Origin of the sequence: Flavobacterium defluvii, from assembly GCF_900129555.1 — a bacterium.
Taxonomy (GTDB): Bacteria; Bacteroidota; Bacteroidia; order Flavobacteriales; family Flavobacteriaceae; genus Flavobacterium; species Flavobacterium defluvii.
Genome location: NZ_FQWC01000001.1, coordinates 812,182 through 831,121 on the forward strand (window position 1 = coordinate 812,182; position 18,940 = coordinate 831,121).

Below are 18,940 nucleotides of genomic sequence, written 5' to 3' on the forward strand. Positions count from 1 at the left end.
CATGAAAAAATATATCAATAAATTAATCTTATTAGGCAGCGTGCTTTTTCTGGGTTCTTCCTGCGACAGCAATGCCGAATTAACGACATTAAAATCGGTTAGTTTTCCTTCTGAAATTTCAGTTTCATCAAGCACTTTAGTTCTGACAGAAGATACTGCAGACGATCAGGTTTTACTGGTTTCATGGCCTTCTGTTTCTTTTCCTATTGAAGCTCCGGTAACGTATGCTATTCAGTTTGATTTAGTTGGAGATACTGGCGGAAGCAATGCATGGCAAAAAGCAAAACGAATTGAAGTAGGTTCAGATGTTTTAAGCAAAACTTTAATTGGCAGAGATTTAAATAAAATTGCTGTCGATTTAGGGCTTGAGCCAAATGTAGCTGGGAAATTAGTAGTTCGTGTAGAAGCTGCAATGGATCGTAAAATCTATTCAAACCCTATTACTTTAACTATTACACCATACGAAAAAAGTGTTGTTTTTGGCGAAATTTATATGCCGGGAAGTTATCAGGGATGGGCTATTGAAACCGCTGCTCCTTTAACAGCAATTCAAAAAGGTGTTTACCAAGGATACATGACTGTTCCTGTTGGAGCAGGTCCTGGATTTAAATTAAATACAGCCAGAAACTGGGCACAATTCTACGGTGCAGGAGCTACAAATAATGATTTACAAAACATGAGCGATACAGATTTTGTACTTCCGGGTGCAGGTTCATATCAAATAAAAGTAAATCTAAATACTCTAAAATGGAGCCAGACGCCGTATGCCTGGGGAATTGTCGGACCAGCATCTGCAACAGCAGATCAAACAGCCGGAGATCCTAATTATGGATGGAATCATTCTGTTCCAATGTCATACGATCATGTTTCTCAAACATGGAAAATAACAGCTAATTTATTGCCTGGTGCTTTAAAATTCAGATTGAATGATGCATGGACAATCAATTACGGCCCGGCAGATCCTTCAACAAATATTGTAAACCTTGATAATGGAGGAGCTTACACTATTGGCGAAGCGGGAACTTATGAAGTAACTTTTAAAATTATCGAAACAGATCCGGCAACAACAGGTTATCCTGCAACCGCTGTTACATCGATCGTTAAAAAATAATCTAACATTGTAATAAGCTAGATTAGTTTGAGTGATACCTGCCTTTTTTGAGCGAAAGGCGGGCTATCTTAAACTCTGGATTATTACAAACAAATTCAAAGAAATATGAAATTTAATATAAAAATCGTTTATATATTCCTGCTGGCTGTAGCTTTTATTTCCTGCAGTTCTTCTGATGACGATGCAAAAAATCCAGACTCTCCGTATACACAATATGGAGCTCCTTTTGAAAAAATGCCGAAGAAGCAAGATGCCATAATTTATCAGGTAAATATTCGTGCTTTTAGTCAGGCCGGAACTTTAAAAGGAGTTCAGGACAGATTAACACAAATTCAGGAACTTGGGGCAAATGTGGTGTATTTAATGCCGGTTTATCCTGTTGGAAAAGTAAAAGCTTCGGGAGAACTAGGGTCGCCTTACGCTGTAAAAGATTATAAAGCTGTAAATCCTGATTTCGGAACTTTACAAGATCTTCAGACTTTGGTTGAAGAAGCGCACAAAAAAAACATGGCCGTTGTTTTAGACTGGGTTGCCAATCATACGGCTTGGGATAATAACTGGATTACAGAACATCCAAATTGGTATCAAAAAGATGCAAATGGAAATATCATTATTCCACCGGGGACAAATTACAATGACGTAGCACAATTAAATTTTGATAATGCTGAAATGAAAGCCGCTATGATCGACGCCATGTCGTATTGGGTTTACAACGCCAATATCGACGGTTTCAGATGTGATTATGCTGATTTTGTACCGCAGACTTTTTGGACTGAAGCCATTACTAAATTGAGAAAAATCAAGAAAAATCAAAACATATTGATGCTTGCTGAAGGTTCTAAAGTAAATCATTTTGCTGCTGGTTTTGATTATACTTTCGGATTTAATTTCTTCAGTACTTTAGAACAGCTTTTTAAAGACAACAAACCTGCAACAACAATTCAGGATTCGAATACAACAGAATATGCAAACAATTACAATCCTGAAAACAGAGTGGTAAGATACACAAACAATCACGACGTAAACCTTTCTGAAGGAACTCCGTTAGAATTATTTGGAGGTAAAAAAGGATCAATCGCGACTTTTGTTGTAGCTGCTTATTTAAAATCTGTTCCAATGATTTATAATGGACAGGAAATTGGATACGCTCAAAGATTAAATTATTTCTCAAGAACGCCAATCGACTGGACTACTGCAGATAATGATATGCTGGCAGAATACAAAAAAATCATTGCTTTTAGAAACACAAGCAATGCTATTAAAACAGGAACTTTTACAGGTTACAGCAGCGATGCCGTTAGCGCATTTACTATGATAAAAGATTCTGAAAAAGTTTTTGTGCTTTCAAACTTAACAGGTTCAACAGTTAAACAACTTGTACCTTCAACATTAAAAGGAAACTGGAAAGATGCTTTTACCGGAGCAGCCGTAACTCTTGGTACAGACATAACATTACAGCCTTTTCAATATGTAGTATTGAAAAATTAATTCTAAATGCATCTTTAAATACAATTAGATTTGCAAAAAACTAAATAACATGAATTTTCAATCCCAAAAATCATTGCTTCAAATACGTTTGAGCAAAAAAACTGCGCTTTTATTTTTTGTCTTCGTAAGCACGATTTGGCTTCAGGCACAAGAAATAACTTCGCCGGACAAAAATCTCTCTTTAAAATTTGAATTAAAAGAAGGCGGAATTCCGTCTTACCAATTATCATATAAACAAAAAGCAGTTATAAAACCAAGTTCTTTGGGTTTAGAACTAAAAAATATGCCTTCGTTTTTGGATGGTTTTACCATTACAAACACAGCACAATCTTCTGTTGATGAAAATTGGAATCCTATTTTAGGAGAAGAAAAAACAATTCGCAATCATTACAACGAATTGGTTGTCACTTTAGCTCAGGCAAAAAACAACAATAGATTTATTCGTATTCGTTTCCGTTTATTCAACGACGGATTGGGATTTAGATATGAATTTCCAAAACAAAATGATTTAAATTATTTCGTAATAAAAGAAGAACGTTCGCAGTTTAATTTGGCTGGAAATCATAAAATTTTCTGGATTCCGGGAGATTATGATACCAATGAATATGCGTATACAACATCAAAAATTTCAGAGATTCCTTCGTTGATGAAAAAAGCTACGATTGAAATCAATGCACAGTGTCCAATAAAAGAATTATCAGTACAAACGCCGTCAATGATGAAATCTGATGATGGTTTATACATCAACATTCACGAAGCAGGATTAATCAATTATCCGGCCATGTATCTTGAAGTTGATGCTGTAAACAACAAAATGATGAGTCATTTGGCTCCAGATGCAGTTGGTGCAAAAGGTTATATGCAGACCGATGCACAATCGCCTTGGAGAACCATTATCGTAAGCGATAAAGCTACCGATATTTTAGCTTCAAAACTAATTTTAAATCTTAATGAACCAACAAGTTATAAAGATGTGTCGTGGATTAAACCTGTAAAATACATCGGAATTTGGTGGGAATATTTTGTTGCTGGAAGAAGTACATGGGCTTTTGGAAAAGAAAACAATGTAAAATTAACAGATGATTTTACAAAACTTACGCCAAACGGAAAACACGGAGCCACAACAGAACGTGCCAAAGAATATATTGATTTTGCTGCTAAAAACGGTTTCGATGCCATCCTTATCGAAGGCTGGAATATTGGCTGGGAAGACTGGATTGGCAACTGGAAAGAAGAAGTTTTTGATTACGTAACTGCGTATCCGGATTTTGATGTAAAAGCAGTTCATGAATATGCGGCTTCAAAAGGCGTGAAAATTATTATGCATCACGAAACTTCAGGATCTGCAACCAATTACGAACGTCGTTTAGATCGTGCTTTTCAATTTATGAACGACAATGGTTATGACGCTGTAAAAACAGGTTATGTAGGACAGATTATTCCACGTGGCGAACACCACGACGGACAATGGATGGTGAATCATTACATTAACGTAGCCAAACGTGCTGCCGATTATAAAATTATGATTGACAGTCACGAAGCAGTTCGTCCAACGGGATTAAACCGAACTTTTCCAAACTGGATTGCTCAGGAATCAGCGCGCGGTACTGAGTTCGAATCTATGGGAGGATTAGCTCCGGATCACACTACAATTTTACCATTTACCCGTTTAATGGGAGGCCCAATGGATTATACTCCGGGAATTTTCCAAACTGATCTTTCGTATTACGGAACAGGAAGTTCACAACGAGTAAATACGACTTTGGTAAAACAATTGGCTTATTATGTTACCATGTACAGTCCGCTTCAAATGGCTGCTGATATTCCGGGGAATTATGAGCGTTTTCCAGATGCATTTCAGTTCATTAAAGATGTGGCTGTAGACTGGGACAACAGTTATGTTCTGGAAGCTGAACCTGGAGATTATATTACAATTGCCCGTAAAGCAAAAGGCAAAAACGAATGGTTTATTGGCGGAATTACAGATGAAAATGCCAGAACAGCAAACATTTCATTTGATTATTTACCTGCAGGAAAAAATTTCATCGCGACTATTTATGCTGATGCAAAAGAAGCAAATTGGAATCAAAATCCACAAAAGTATACTGTTACCAAAGTTATTGTAAACTCAAAAAGCAAATTAAAGCAGTATTTAGCTTCCGGCGGAGGTACTGCAATCAGCATCAAAGAAGCAAATGCTGAAGAATTAAAGGGATTGAAAAAGTTATAGATTACTAGTTTTGTTGCCGCGAATTCACGAATTATTTACAATTTTTAGATTAAGAAACAGAATTCTAATTCTAAAAATTCGTGAATTCGTGGCGGAAAACTATGCTCATTCCTGAGCGAAAAATTAAAATTTTACCACTTGAAAACTATTAACCACAAAATGTTTGTCAAATTTAAAAACAATGCGAGTGAGAATGAATTTTAGTTAAGAATGCTGACAAGCATGCAAAAAAATTTACTACTATGAAAATCAAAATTACCACTAGATTATTTCATATTACGAAAACACTAGTCTGTTTTCTATTATTATTTGCAAGTTCAGTTTATGCGCAAGATCCGGCACAGTACGGAACGCCATTTGCAGGCGTACCAGATACACGAGATATAAACATGTATCAGGTTCATATACGTCCGTTTAGTGCCAACGGAAATCTAGCCGGAGTAACCGCCCGATTAGATAATATAAAAGCACTCGGTACCAATGTAATTTATTTAATGCCAATTTTCCCACACGGAACTGATTCCCGAAGTTCGGCTTCGCCTTATTGTATTAAAGATTTTAAAGCTGTAGGATCAGAATATGGTTCACTGGCTGATTTAAGAACTTTAGTCGATGGCGCTCACAGCCGCGGAATGGCCGTTATTTTGGATATTGCCATCAACGGAACTTCATGGGATCATGGATGGACAGTTTCGCATCCGGAATATTATAAACGAACCGGAACAACAATTCAACAATTAGGAAATTTTGGTGATATTGCAGCACTTGATCTTAATAATTCGGCAACACGAGCAGCTATTAAAGATGCTATGCGCTACTGGATTTTCGCAGCCAATATTGATGGTTACCGCTGCGATTATGCCAACAATCCACCTTTAGATTTTTGGTCTGAAGTAAATTCAAACCTTCGAGGAATAACTTCTCATAATTTATTAATGTTGGCCGAAGGTGACAGACAAGAAAACTTTCAGGTTGGTTTCGACATGAATTATGGCGACAGATGGTTTCATAGCGGTTTGTATGATATTGCAAATGGAGGACCTGTTTCTCAGAGACTTCAGGATCAGTCAACGTATGAATATGCTAAAGCAACCGGAAATCAGCAAATTGTTAGATATACTGGAAATCATGATACTTATACAAATGACGATGGCGTAAGAAGACCATTTGTTGCATTCAAAAATCATAACGGAATCGTTGCTAACTTCTTAGTTTCTGCTTACATGAAGGGTGTTCCTTTTTTAATGAGCGGGCAGGAAATAGATTACGAACCAAAAACAGACTGGCCTTGGACTGGCTTTAAATTCAACTGGTCACAAAATCCAACTGCAGCTGCTGATTTTGCTAAGATTCTTAATTTTAGAACACAAAGCGCAGCTATACGTCGCGGTGATTTGACTACATATGCAAACGATGACATTAGTATTTTCACTAAAACATTAGGTTCAGAAAAAGTAATTGTAATGTCGAATTTGAGAAATGCATCAAAATCGTATGTTATTCCGGCAGCATTGGCGGGAACTTATGTAAATCCGTATAACAATAATGCTTCAGTAACTTTAACAGCGGGTTCTACGCGCAATTTTGCTGCGTTCGAATATTTGGTTTTAACCAATACAAATGCGCCTGTTGTAGCCGTTACAGGTGTTTCGGTTAGTCCTACAACAGCAACTGTTGGTTTAGGAACTACGCAGCAATTAAATGCAGCTATTGCTCCTGCAAATGCAACAAACCAAAATGTAAGCTGGTCTTCAAGCAATACTGCAGTCGCAACTGTAAATGCTTCTGGATTGGTTACGGCAGTTTCTACGGGAACAGCCACTATAACTGTTACTACTGCTGACGGAAACAAAACCGCCACTTCTGCCATAACAGTTTCTACAATTCCTGTTTCTTCTGTAGCCGTTTCACCAACTTCTTCAAGTTTATATGCTGGAAATACACAACAGCTTACAGCGACAGTTTCGCCAACAAATGCAACAAACAAAAATGTAACCTGGTCTTCAAGCAATACATCAGTTGCAACGGTAAATTCAAGCGGACTTGTAACTGCAGTTTCGGCAGGAACAGCAACTATTACAGCAACTACTCAGGACGGAAATAAAACGGCTTCGGCAACAATTACAGTAAATCCGAATACTAATTTTACAGTATATTTCTATAAACCATCAAATTGGGGAACTGGAATTAAAATCTATTATTGGAATACTCTTCCAACTGGAGTTTTGGCAACTGTAAATTGGCCGGGCGTAAACATGACAGATGCCGGAAATGGTTGGTACAGTTACACATTTACAAATGTAACTTCAACGAATTTAATTTTCAATGATGGAACTAACCAAACTGCAGATTTAAGCAGAGATAAAAATGGATGGTATATGAACAGTACTTGGTACGACTCAAATCCGGGAACGGGTGTTGCGGTTACAAGTGTAACTTTATCTCCAACAACTTCGACATTGTTAGTTGGTGCAACACAGCAATTAACACCAACTGTTAATCCTTCAACAGCAACAAATAAAACGGTAACTTATAGTTCAAGTAATTCAGCCGTAGCAACTGTAAATAGTTCAGGATTAATAACTGCTGTCGCTGCAGGTTCTGCAACAATTACCGTTACAACTCAGGATGGAGCAAAAACTGCGACTTGTGCAGTAACTGTAAACACAGCAAATGTTGCCGTTACGAGTGTGAGTTTGAGTCCAACTTCGGCTTCATTAAATGTTGGCGGAACGCAGCAACTAACACCAACTGTTAATCCAGCAAATGCAACGAACAAATCGGTAAACTATAGTTCAAGCAATACTGCGGTTGCAACTGTAAATAGTTCAGGTTTAATTACTGCTGTTGCAAATGGAACGGCAACAATTACGGTTACAACTGTTGACGGAAGCAAAACTGCAACTTGTGCAGTAACCGTTTCAACTTCAACTGGAGGAACTTATTATACTATCAAAAACAGATGGACTGGCGCTTATTTATCTGATGCCGGAGCAAATGTTGGTTACGGAACAACCGTTTCTGGAAACAGCTACAAGTGGCAAAAAATTGCTATCGATGCAACTTATTTTGTACTTAAAAATGTAGCAACAGGCGAATTAATGAATATCGAAAGTCAAACTGGAAATGTTCAATCTAATATAACTGATACTACTTTCTGGAGTGCACAATGGTCTAGCGATTATATTGACGGAACGTGGGTTCGTTTAAGAAACAGATGGCAGACTGGAAATATTATTCACATTGAAAATCAGACAGGTTCTGCGCAATACGGAAATTCTCAAGATGGCTGGTACAGTGCACAATGGCAATTGGAACCAACAACTGTTGGAACAGGAAAATCTGCTTTAACAATTAATGAAAGTTCAGAAAAAGTAATTGGAATTTATCCAAATCCGGCAACGAACAATGAATTTCATATTTTATTGCCAGAATTAGAAAACGGAGATTCTGCTGCAATTTCAGTTTCAGATATGAACGGAAGAACGGTTTTGACTGAAAGACTTTCTACATCAGGAAAAATTAATCACAATTTAGCTTCAGGAATTTATATTGTAAATATTATTTCTAAAGATTTTAAAGCGACTAAAAAACTGATTGTTAAATAATTCTATTTTTGATTAAATTAAATGGCGTATGAGATTTTCATACGCCATTTTTATTTGCCACGAATTCACGAATTATTCTAAAGATTTATAAAAATTAATTCGTGAATTCGTGGCTATCTTTTACTCCTCAAACAACTCCATCAACTCCAAAGCACGTTTAATAGACTTCACATTCTCAAAAGTCAATAACAAACGTAACCCATTCACAGTTTGTTTTTCTTTCATTTTACAGAGAGAACTTTGTTTTTGAACAAAATTTAAGACGTTTCTAAACTTCACCGATTGATAATAATCTGACTGCTGATCGGATACGAAATAACCAATCATTTTACCTTGTTTCAACACTAATTTCTCAATTCCGACTTTTGTAGCAATCCATTTTATTCTAATGCTGTTTAGCAATGCAGTCGCTTGTTTTGGCAACGGTCCGAAACGGTCAATCAGTTTTCTTTCGAATTCCTGCAAACCGGCTTCATCTTTTATTGCGCCTAATTCATTATATAAAACCAAACGTTCTGAAACGTTATTGATATATTCATCTGGAAATAAAAGCTCAAAATCGGCATCGATTTGAATGTCTTTTACATAGTCTTTCGTATCAATATCATTTTCCTCAGGATATAAATCTTTGAATTCATTTTCCTTTAATTCTTCGATCGCTTCGTTCATGATTTTTTGGTACGTATCAAAACCAATTTCATTAATGAAACCACTTTGTTCACCGCCTAATAAATCTCCTGCGCCACGAATTTCTAAATCTTTCATCGCAATGTTGAAACCACTTCCCAATTCGCTGAATTGTTCCAGCGCCTGAATACGTTTTCTCGCATCTTCGGTCATTGAGGAATACGGCGGACAGATGAAATAACAAAATGCTTTTTTATTGCTTCGCCCTACTCGCCCACGCATTTGATGCAAATCTGATAATCCGAAATTATTGGCATTGTTGATGAAAATCGTGTTCGCATTTGGCACATCCAATCCACTTTCGATAATCGTTGTGGCTACCAAAACATCAAAATCTCCGTTCATGAAACCTAACATCAATTCTTCGAGTTTAGCACCGTCCATTTGTCCGTGGCCAATTCCGACTCTTGCATTTGGAACCAAACGCTGAATCATTCCTGCGACTTCTTTTATATTTTCAATTCTATTATTGATGAAGAAAACTTGTCCGTTTCGCTGAATTTCATACGAAATCGCATCACGGATAATTTCTTCATTAAAACCAACAACATTAGTTTCAATCGGATAACGATTTGGTGGAGGCGTAGTAATTACCGATAAATCTCGTGCCGCCATCAATGAAAACTGTAAAGTTCTCGGAATCGGAGTTGCAGTTAATGTAAGCGTATCAACATTTGCAGCAATCGTTTTTAATTTATCTTTTACGTTTACCCCAAACTTTTGTTCCTCATCGACAATCAATAAACCTAAGTCTTTAAAAACTACATTTTTGTTTACTAATTGATGTGTTCCAATTACGATATCCAATTTCCCTTCTGCTAAATCTTTTAGGGTTTGCGTTTTTTGTTTTGCAGTTCTAAATCGGTTTAAATATCCAATTGTAACCGGCATATCTTTCAAACGTTCAGAGAAAGTTCTATAATGCTGATAAGCCAAAATCGTAGTTGGCACTAAAACTGCAACTTGTTTACTATTATCAACGGCTTTAAAAGCTGCACGAATGGCAACTTCTGTTTTTCCGAAACCAACATCGCCACAAACCAAACGATCCATCGGGCGATCGCTCTCCATATCGGCTTTTACTTCTGCCGTTGATTTCATTTGGTCCGGAGTATCTTCGTAAATAAATGAACTTTCCAATTCGTTTTGAAGATAACTATCAGGCGCAAACTGAAAACCTTTTTCTAATCTTCGTTTTGCATATAATTGGATCAAATTGAATGCAATATGTTTGACACGCGCTTTGGTTTTTTGCTTTAAAACTTTCCAGGCGTTCGATCCTAATTTATAGATTTTCGGAGGCGTTCCATCTTTTCCGTTGTATTTGGAAATTTTATGAAGCGAGTGAATGCTCACATACACAATATCATTATCCGCATAAACCAGTTTTATGGCTTCTTGCGTTTTGCCTTCAACCTGAATTTTCTGCAATCCGCCAAACTTACCAATTCCGTGATCGATATGCGTTACATAATCGCCTACAGAAAGTGCTGTTAATTCTTTTAAAGTGATATTCTGTTTTTTAGAATATCCATTTTTAATATTGAATTTATGATAACGCTCAAAAATCTGATGGTCTGTATAGGCTGTTATTTGATTCTCTTCATCAATAAAACCTTGGTACAAAGGCAATACAATCGTATTATACTGTTTTCTAATATTCTCAGAATTGGCTTCATCTAAAGATTCAAAAATATCGTGAAAACGTTTCGCCTGTGTTTCATTCGAACAGAACAAATAATTCTTGTATCCGTTAAAATGATTATCGCTCAAATTATTCAACAATAAATCAAATTGTTTGTTGAATGATGGCTGAGGCTGAATATGAAATTCGAATTTCTTGGTTGTTTTAAAAATTGGTTTTGAAGCCAATTCTACAATCGAAAAATCTAAAGCTCTTTTTATAAATGAACTCTGATTTAAAAATAATTGCTCTGGTTCGGCGTGTTTTATTTCTTTCGAAAGTTTTTCAAAAGCTTCTTCTGCCCTTGCAAATTGTTTGTCCAGCTGACTGAAAAGGCCATCAGTATTTTGAATAAAAAGAACTGTTTTTTCAGCAATATAATCTAAGAAACTTTCGCGGTTTTCCTGAAATATCTTGTTTTCAACATTTGGGATAATCGTGATTTTTTTGTGTGTTTCGACAGATAATTGGGTTTCAACATCAAAACTTCTGATGCTGTCCACTTCGTTTCCGAAGAATTCAATTCTGTACGGATGATCGTTTGAAAAAGAAAAGACATCGACAATTCCTCCACGAACCGAAAATTCTCCGGGTTCTGTAATAAAATCGACTCTTTTAAATTCGTATTCAAACAAAACTTCGTTGATAAAATCGATCGAAATTTTATCGTTTAAAGAGACTTTTAAAGTGTTTTTATCTAATTGCTGACGCGTTACTACTTTCTCAAAAAGCGCTTCAGGATATGTAACAATTATAGCTGGTTTTTTTCGGGAATTTATTCTATTTAAAACCTCAGCGCGAAGCAAAACATTGGCATTATCGGTTTCATCAACTTGGTATGGACGACGAAATGATGCCGGATAAAACAAAACGTCCTGTTCGCCAATCATCTGCTCCAAATCGTTTAGGTAATACGCCGCTTCTTCTTTATTGTCTAAAACAATCAGAAACGGTAATTCTGTTTTCTTAAAAACAGAACGTATTACAAAGGAAACTGCAGATCCAAGCAATCCACTAAGGTGCATTTTTATCTGATTTCCTTCTAGTAAATTTGTCGCAATCTGCAGTGCTTTTGGCAAATTGTCGTATATCGTATATAGTGCGTTTTTACTCAACTCTTGGTAAATTTTGATCTAGTGGCGGCGCAGAATTCGGAATTGCGCGTGTTGTGTCTAACATTCTAAGAAAATCAGCTTCTCCTTCCTCTTTCGGGATTTTGGCTTTCTCGACAATTTTATCCATTTGTCTTTCTAACGAAACTAACTCCTTGTTTATTTCACCAATTAAAAAAGCGACTTTATCATCCGGAATTTGATTAAGATGAATAAATAAATCCATCATTTTGACTTTGGTAATCAAAATGGCAATTCTCGCTTTTATTTGCGGCTGATTAAACTGCGAGGGAATATTGTTGTTTAAAGCTAATGCCTTTTTTGAAATCGCTGTTGATTTTTTCTGAAAAGCACCAATTGTTTTTCGTGGTTTATCTCCTAATTCTTTTAAAAAATCGCGCCATTCATTCCAGTTTCTAACGTTTTGTTCAGAAACTTCGTTGATTGGTTCGTCTATAAAAATCCAGGCTTTATTGATGTTATTAAAAATCTTTTCGTTTTTCTTAGCCTCTTTTTCATTTTCGGCAAGACGCTTATCATTCTCATTTTGACAAGATTGCAGTGCAAAAATCAAAAGTAAAAACAGCGCTATTTTATATTTCATTTGATAAAATGTTAGGGTGCAAAGTTACAAAGTAAATTTACAATTACGAATTCTGATTTCTATTGCTCAAACTGATATTTAACAGATAATTTTTATAGCCACGAATTCACAAATTTTTAATTTATCTACATCTAATTTTAAAAAATAATTCGTGAATTCGTGGCTATTAATAATTGCAGACGCAAAATTTGTCTTAGAGAATAATCTAAAAAACGATCTTTATTATTGTTAATTTTATAATTTAATGTTTGAAAAAACGTTGATATTTACGAAAACGTTATATTTGCAACACTAAATCTAAACAAATGAACCCAAAAATATTAATCATAGGCGCCTGCGGTCAGATTGGAACTGAACTGACTCAAAAACTGCGTAAATTATACGGAACCGAAAATGTGATCGCTTCTGATATTCGAAAATTAAATACTGATGTTGTTAATTCAGGCCCTTTTGAAGTGGTAAATGCTTTAGATTTTAATCAAATCGAACATTTGGTAGAAGTTCATAAAATTACTGATGTTTATCTGATGGCGGCACTTTTGTCTGCAACAGCAGAAAAAAATCCGGCTTTTGCTTGGGATTTGAATATGAATTCTCTTTTTCATGTTTTGAATTTAGCGAAAGCTAAAAAGATTCAAAAGATTTTCTGGCCTTCGAGTATTGCCGTTTTCGGACCAACAACTCCAAAAGAAAACACACCACAATATACTATTATGGAACCTTCTACTGTTTACGGAATCAGCAAACAAGCGGGTGAAAGATGGTGCGAATATTATCATAATATTTATGGTGTTGACGTTCGCAGTATTCGCTATCCGGGCTTAATAAGCTGGTCTACACCTCCGGGCGGCGGAACTACAGATTATGCTGTTGATATTTTTTATAAGGCTATTGCCGATAAAAAATACGAATGCTTCCTTTCATCTGAAACTAAAATGCCGATGATGTACATGGATGATGCGATCGATGCGACAATTAATATTATGAAAGCTCCGACAGAACAAATTAAAATACATTCTTCATATAATTTAGCTGCGATGAGTTTTACTCCAACAGAAATTGCTGCTGAAATCAAAAAACATATCCCGGAATTTGAAATTACTTATAATCCTGATTTCCGTCAGAAAATTGCAGACAGCTGGCCGGCAAGTATCGACGATGCTGAAGCAAGAGAAGACTGGGGATGGAATCATAAATTTGATCTTGAATCTATGACAAAGGATATGCTGGAACATTTACGATAATCCGGAAAAAGTAAAAATTATAAAAGCGTGTTATTCTAAAATAACACGCTTTTTTTATAAATTATCATTGTAAGAAAAACTTTGGTTGTATAATTTATTATTTTTGGTTGCGTTAAATATATTTCATATTTATTTCAAAATCATCAATCAAAATCACAACAAAAACATCAATCAAATGACAAATTCTTATTATCCTGTCGAACAAAGCAAAAGAACTGCAATTGTCGACATACTTCGGGGCTGGGCAATATTGGGCGTAGCCATTGGCAACTATGTGGATTTTTTATACATCGGTATAGAAAAAGAAATTAAGCATGATACCTTTTCTCAAGTGCTTCAATTTGTAAACCGGTATTTTTTTGCAGCAAAATCCTGGACATTATTAACTCTTTTATTTGGCTACGGATTTGCCGTTTTAATTAATAATGTAGCTTCTAAAGGGAAAAATCCTGTCGCTTTTTTTGCGTGGCGAATGGTATTACTATTTATTTTAGCTTTTATTAATTCGGCTTTTTGGCTGGGTGACATTTTAAAAGATTATGCCTTTTTAGGACTGGTTTTATTACTTTTTTACAGATGTTCTGCCAAAACTTTAGCCATTATTTCTGCCGTGATTATACTCACAATTCCATTTGTCATGGCGTATGTAAATGGTCTAAAAATCGAACACCCAGCTATTGCAACAAATCCCGAATACTTAAAACTCTATCATTCCGGGAACTGGATTGATTTTTTCAGGTTTCATCTCCTTGCTTCATTTTATGAACAAATCATTATTCCGGGTTATGCTATTACGGCTCATTATGTAATGCTGGGCTGTATGCTTTTTGGATTTTTGCTTCAAAAAATAAATTTTTTCAACCGCTTGACAGAATTAAAGAAACTCCTGAAATACGTTTGCATAAGCAGCTTTATTTGCGCGGTTATTATCGGTATTGTATTTAATATTGCTATAATTTATAAAGCAGGATTTCTAAAAGTTTTCCATCCGCTTTACTGGCTGGTTTTAAGCACAATGATTTTTATATCAACATCAATCTGCCTTTTATACAATAATGGAAAGCTAAAAACTGTTTTCGGCTATTTTAGTGCCGGCGGAAAAATGACGTTAACCAATTACATGAGCCAAAATATACTGGCCGCTTTTATTTTCTCAGGAATTGGTTTAGGAATTGCAGATTCAATGCCGTATTGGTTTTACTTTTTACTGGCTGTTTTTATATTTATTATTCAATTGTTTATAAGCAAATGGTGGCTTTCAAAATACAATTACGGTCCAATTGAATGGTTATGGAGATCTGCAAGTTACAGAGAATGGTTTCCTTTAAAAAAAACACAGCAGGAAATTACTGCCGATATAAAAACGATATAATTCTTAACGATTTTTGAAATAAATTTGAAATAAAAAGCCCTTAAAAACTAAATTTAAGGGCTTTTACTTTTTAAGTTTATTTTGAATTATTTCACTTCAAAAACATTGTTAGCAGGTTTTACATCAGCCATTAATCCGCTAGGATCAATTGTGATTTTTTTGATTGCTGTTTTGTTTTTATCAATCGTAAAACTATAGTTTGACATTGCCCAAGCCCAGTCATCAACAACTGTTCTTTTCTCGTTTGGATTTGGATTTGGTTTAATGAAATTCATCATTCTTAACGGAATGTAGAATGTTTCAGAAGTTCCGTCAGTATAATCTACTTTTAGATCGATAGGCATTGGCATTCTTCCAATTCTTTCTAAAGTAATGGTTGTTTTTCCTGCATTATCAGCAACATCTTTGATTCCGTAATCGATCGTGTTAGTAGTTTGCGCCCAATCTACTAAATACCAGTCGAGCTCTGCTCCCGAAACTCTTTCTGCTGTTCTTTTAATATCGTTTGGAGTTGGATGTTTGAATTTAAAATCGCTGTAATATCTTTTTAAAGTAGCATCCAGATTTTCTTTTCCTATTACATATTCTAATTGTGCCAAGAAGATGCATCCTTTTACATAAGATGAAATACTATACGGACGGTTTTCATCATAACGATCTCCGTGTGTTGTCTGTGGTTGTTCTTTTCCAGAATTAACTAAACTGTAATATGCAGCATAAGTTCCTTTAAACGGATTTGTTTCTTTTTTATCTCCTTTTAATTCATTCAAGGCACTGTCTTCGATATACGTTGTAAAGCCTTCATCCATCCAAGGGTGTTTTGATTCGTTTGAAGCTAAAATATGCTGGAACCAAGAGTGTCCTAATTCGTGCGTTGCTGTTCCCAGAATTCCTTCAAGAGTTCCGTTTCCTAACATTAAAGTACACATTGCATACTCCATTCCGCCGTCACCTCCCTGAATAAATGAATATTGTTTGTATGGATATGCTCCTACTCTGTGGTTGTAATAATCCATCACTTTTACCATTAAAGGTTCTAACTGTTTCCAGTTTGCGGTCGTTTTTTCGTTGTTTTTGTAGAAGAAATGCAAATCGACATCATTTGGTCCTTTTACAATATCATGTGTATATTCTTTGTCTGCAGCCCATGTAAAATCGTGAACATTTGGCGCAATAAAATGCCATGTAAGTGTTTTTGTTTTTTTAGGATAAACAACTGTTACACCAGCGTCTTCGTAACCATGCCCAATTGAGTTTTTGTCTTGCAAATATCCAGAACCACCAATTGTGTACTCTTTGTCAATGGTAATTTTTACATCAAAATTTCCCCAAACACCGTGAAATTCTCTTGCAATATAAGGATCTGCATGCCAGCCTTCAAAATCAAATTCGGCTAATTTTGGATACCATTGCGACATAGAAAGTTCGACTCCTTCAGAATTATTTCTTCCAGAACGACGAATCTGAACCGGAACCTGACCATCAAAATCTAATGTAAAAGTAGTTTTAGAATTTGGTAAAATTGGTTTAGGTAAAGTTACTTCTAAAACTGTATTTGAAACTCTTGTCTGAGCAGAAACACCGTCTTGTTTGAAGTTAGCAATTTTTAAGTACCCAATTTCATTTGGTTTTAAAGTTTCAATTCGGCTTTGTTTTACTTCTTTTCCGTCAGCAGTTTTTACTTTGTTTACCATTCTTCCGTCAGGATCTTTGATAAAATGAAGACGAGCATCCATTTCACTTCCCGGCTGAAAAGCATTTGGATATAAATGATAAAACACTTTTCTTAAAGTATCAGGAGAATTATTGGTATAAACCAATTCTTGCTTCCCTTTGTACTGATAGTTTTTTACATCCATTGAAACCTCCATTTTATAATCGGCGTGCTGCTGCCAATATGGGGCACTTTGGGCAAAAGCAGAGTTTAAACCTAAGCTCAAAAAAGAAAGTAAAATAATTTTTCGCATGTTAATTTTAATAATGAAAATGGAAGAGCTGCGGCTCTTCCATTGGATTAGTATTCTATGTGTTTTTTATTTTTTTGACATTTTTTCAGCCATTAATAAAGCATTGTAAGCGTTTACCATTTTTGCTGTTTTTGATGATTCTGCAGAAGAAACTGGTGCAGGCTTTTGGCCTGTATCTGGATTTTCTTCTCCCAAAACAACTTTTGCAGGAAGCGCAACTCCCGAATCCATTAAAATTTTCTTAACCTGAGAAGCTTTTAATTTTGGATAATAAGAACGAATCAAAGCGGCAACACCAGCTGCATTTGGAGACGCCATTGAAGTTCCCTGCAAATATTTGTATTTATTGTTTGGAACTGTTGCATAAATTTCTTCACCTGGGGCAAAAACGTCTACATTTATTTTTCCGAAGTTCGAAAATGATGCTACAACATTTTCTCCATATTGTTTGTTAATCGCACCAATTGTGATAACATTATCTGCAAATTCTTTTACGTTATCTTTAGAATCATTTGGGTAATTGATGTTTTTTGTTTCATCAATATTGTAACCATCGTTACCAGCAGCATGAACAATTAAAACATCTTTTTTAGCTGCATATTTAATAGCATCATAAACCCAGTCTTTGTGAGGAGAAAAACTTTTTCCGAAACTTCCGTTGATTACTTTTGCTCCATTATCAACTGCATAACGAATTGCTAAAGCGATATCTTTATCATATTCATCTCCGTCCGGAACGGCTCTTACTGTTAGAATTTCAACATTATTTGTAATTCCGTCTCCACCTAAATTATTGCCTCGAACTTGTGCAATAATTCCGGCAACGTGAGTTCCGTGAAGCGCTTTTTCTTTGTCCGGACCAAAAACAATATTATTCCCATAATGATTGTCTTTGATATCTTCCGGGTTATCACCTACCACTTTTCTTCCGTCAAATTCTTTGTTTAAATTGTAGTTTAACTCATCATAAACATGTTCTCTGTAATCTTCAAGCTCAGCCTCAGGATCAAAAGTCGGGCCTGCATTTGTGAAGATCTGTGTCATAATCATTTTACTTCTCGCTACTTTTGGATCTGTAGAAGTAATGGTTGCTAAATCTTCGACTTTATATGTTGTTTTATTTAATTCTTTTTTGATTGTAGAATGCACATCAAGTAAAAAATCAACTTGTTCTTTATCTTTTAAAGCTTTTTCGTATTTCTCAGTATATTGCGCTAAAGCTTGTTTATATTCTGCCGAACCATCATCTTTCTTTTTGATGATACGGGTCATTTCAAGATTTTCGGCAACAGCATTTCCAAGGAAATTCCATCCGTGAACATCATCAATAAAACCGTTTTTATCATCATCGATTCCGTTTCCTGGAATTTCTTTTGGATTTGTCCAAATCATTCCTTTTAGATCTTCGTGTTCGATATCAACACCAGAATCTACAATTCCTACTATAACTTTTTTACCTGTTTTTCCCTGAAGCAATTCGGCATAAGCCTTATCAACACTCATTCCCGGAATTGAATCTTTTATTAAGTCAAGATGACTCCATCTTTTTAATTCATTTTCGCTAACCGGCGCTTTTTTTACAACAGTTAATGGTGCTGTAATAAACTCTTTAGGAGCTGAAACTTGCGCTTGCATAGTAGCGCTGCAGCCTGCTAAAACAAGTAATGCAAAAGCAGACAATTTAAGAGGTTTTATATGACTCATGTATCTATAAATATAATTGTAAAGTTAAAAGATGGGTCTAAATTATGCTTTTTTGTTACAAAAAGCTAACTGTTAACACTGTGTTATGAAATTATAGCGAATTTTATGAGTACTAATACATATTATTCG

General features: G+C 35.4%; 10 protein-coding genes. 6 read left to right on the plus strand and 4 right to left on the minus strand.

The window, feature by feature from the left end; genetic code table 11:
- Nucleotide 1: 1 nt before the first annotated feature.
- From BUC29_RS03545 to BUC29_RS03560, 4 genes are all read left to right on the plus strand, one after another.
- Complete coding sequence (locus tag BUC29_RS03545) at nucleotides 2-1,111, plus strand: SusE domain-containing protein (RefSeq protein ID WP_073413386.1); 1,110 nt, start codon at nucleotides 2-4, stop codon at nucleotides 1,109-1,111.
- Nucleotides 1,112-1,216: 105 nt separating this feature from the next.
- Nucleotides 1,217-2,599 carry an alpha-amylase family glycosyl hydrolase gene (locus BUC29_RS03550; RefSeq protein WP_073413388.1) on the plus strand — a complete coding sequence of 461 codons (1,383 nt, stop codon included), beginning with the start codon at nucleotides 1,217-1,219 and terminating at the stop codon, nucleotides 2,597-2,599.
- A gap of 49 nt (nucleotides 2,600-2,648) precedes the next feature.
- Nucleotides 2,649-4,829 carry a glycoside hydrolase family 97 protein gene (locus BUC29_RS03555; protein WP_073413390.1) on the plus strand — a complete coding sequence of 727 codons (2,181 nt, stop codon included), beginning with the start codon at nucleotides 2,649-2,651 and terminating at the stop codon, nucleotides 4,827-4,829.
- Nucleotides 4,830-5,071: 242 nt separating this feature from the next.
- Nucleotides 5,072-8,437, plus strand: coding sequence for an Ig-like domain-containing protein (locus BUC29_RS03560; RefSeq protein WP_073413392.1), 3,366 nt, complete (start codon nucleotides 5,072-5,074; stop codon nucleotides 8,435-8,437).
- Between the two features lie 120 nt (nucleotides 8,438-8,557).
- On the opposite strand, the gene mfd is transcribed toward BUC29_RS03560, so the two are convergent.
- Both mfd and BUC29_RS03570 read right to left on the minus strand, forming a co-directional pair.
- On the minus strand, nucleotides 8,558-11,923 hold the full coding sequence (mfd, locus tag BUC29_RS03565) for a transcription-repair coupling factor (RefSeq protein WP_073413394.1): 3,366 nt from the start codon (nucleotides 11,921-11,923) through the stop codon (nucleotides 8,558-8,560).
- Nucleotides 11,916-12,524 carry a hypothetical protein gene (locus tag BUC29_RS03570; protein ID WP_073413396.1) on the minus strand — a complete coding sequence of 203 codons (609 nt, stop codon included), beginning with the start codon at nucleotides 12,522-12,524 and terminating at the stop codon, nucleotides 11,916-11,918. Before BUC29_RS03570 ends, mfd begins: the two co-directional genes overlap by 8 nt.
- Before the next feature lie 305 nt (nucleotides 12,525-12,829).
- Here BUC29_RS03570 and BUC29_RS03575 point away from each other — a divergent pair, with 305 nt between their 5' ends.
- On the plus strand, nucleotides 12,830-13,768 hold the full coding sequence (locus tag BUC29_RS03575) for an L-threonine 3-dehydrogenase (protein WP_073413398.1): 939 nt from the start codon (nucleotides 12,830-12,832) through the stop codon (nucleotides 13,766-13,768).
- 175 nt (nucleotides 13,769-13,943) lie between these two features.
- Complete coding sequence (locus tag BUC29_RS03580; protein WP_073413608.1) at nucleotides 13,944-15,140, plus strand: DUF418 domain-containing protein; 1,197 nt, start codon at nucleotides 13,944-13,946, stop codon at nucleotides 15,138-15,140.
- A gap of 86 nt (nucleotides 15,141-15,226) precedes the next feature.
- On the opposite strand, the gene BUC29_RS03585 is transcribed toward BUC29_RS03580, so the two are convergent.
- Complete coding sequence (locus tag BUC29_RS03585) at nucleotides 15,227-17,107, minus strand: M1 family metallopeptidase (RefSeq protein ID WP_073413400.1); 1,881 nt, start codon at nucleotides 17,105-17,107, stop codon at nucleotides 15,227-15,229.
- A gap of 66 nt (nucleotides 17,108-17,173) precedes the next feature.
- Complete coding sequence (locus tag BUC29_RS03590) at nucleotides 17,174-18,811, minus strand: S8 family peptidase (RefSeq protein WP_073413402.1); 1,638 nt, start codon at nucleotides 18,809-18,811, stop codon at nucleotides 17,174-17,176.
- Nucleotides 18,812-18,940 lie beyond the last annotated feature (129 nt).

Coding starts and splice junctions, on each gene's coding strand:
- BUC29_RS03590 (WP_073413402.1), bottom strand. CDS start 18,811: ATGAGTCATATAAAACCTCTTAAATTGTCTGCTTTTGCATTACTTGTT.
- BUC29_RS03545 (WP_073413386.1), top strand. CDS start 2: ATGAAAAAATATATCAATAAATTAATCTTATTAGGCAGCGTGCTTTTT.
- BUC29_RS03555 (WP_073413390.1), top strand. CDS start 2,649: ATGAATTTTCAATCCCAAAAATCATTGCTTCAAATACGTTTGAGCAAA.
- BUC29_RS03580 (WP_073413608.1), top strand. CDS start 13,944: ATGACAAATTCTTATTATCCTGTCGAACAAAGCAAAAGAACTGCAATT.
- BUC29_RS03570 (WP_073413396.1), bottom strand. CDS start 12,524: ATGAAATATAAAATAGCGCTGTTTTTACTTTTGATTTTTGCACTGCAA.
- BUC29_RS03575 (WP_073413398.1), top strand. CDS start 12,830: ATGAACCCAAAAATATTAATCATAGGCGCCTGCGGTCAGATTGGAACT.
- BUC29_RS03585 (WP_073413400.1), bottom strand. CDS start 17,107: ATGCGAAAAATTATTTTACTTTCTTTTTTGAGCTTAGGTTTAAACTCT.
- BUC29_RS03560 (WP_073413392.1), top strand. CDS start 5,072: ATGAAAATCAAAATTACCACTAGATTATTTCATATTACGAAAACACTA.
- BUC29_RS03550 (WP_073413388.1), top strand. CDS start 1,217: ATGAAATTTAATATAAAAATCGTTTATATATTCCTGCTGGCTGTAGCT.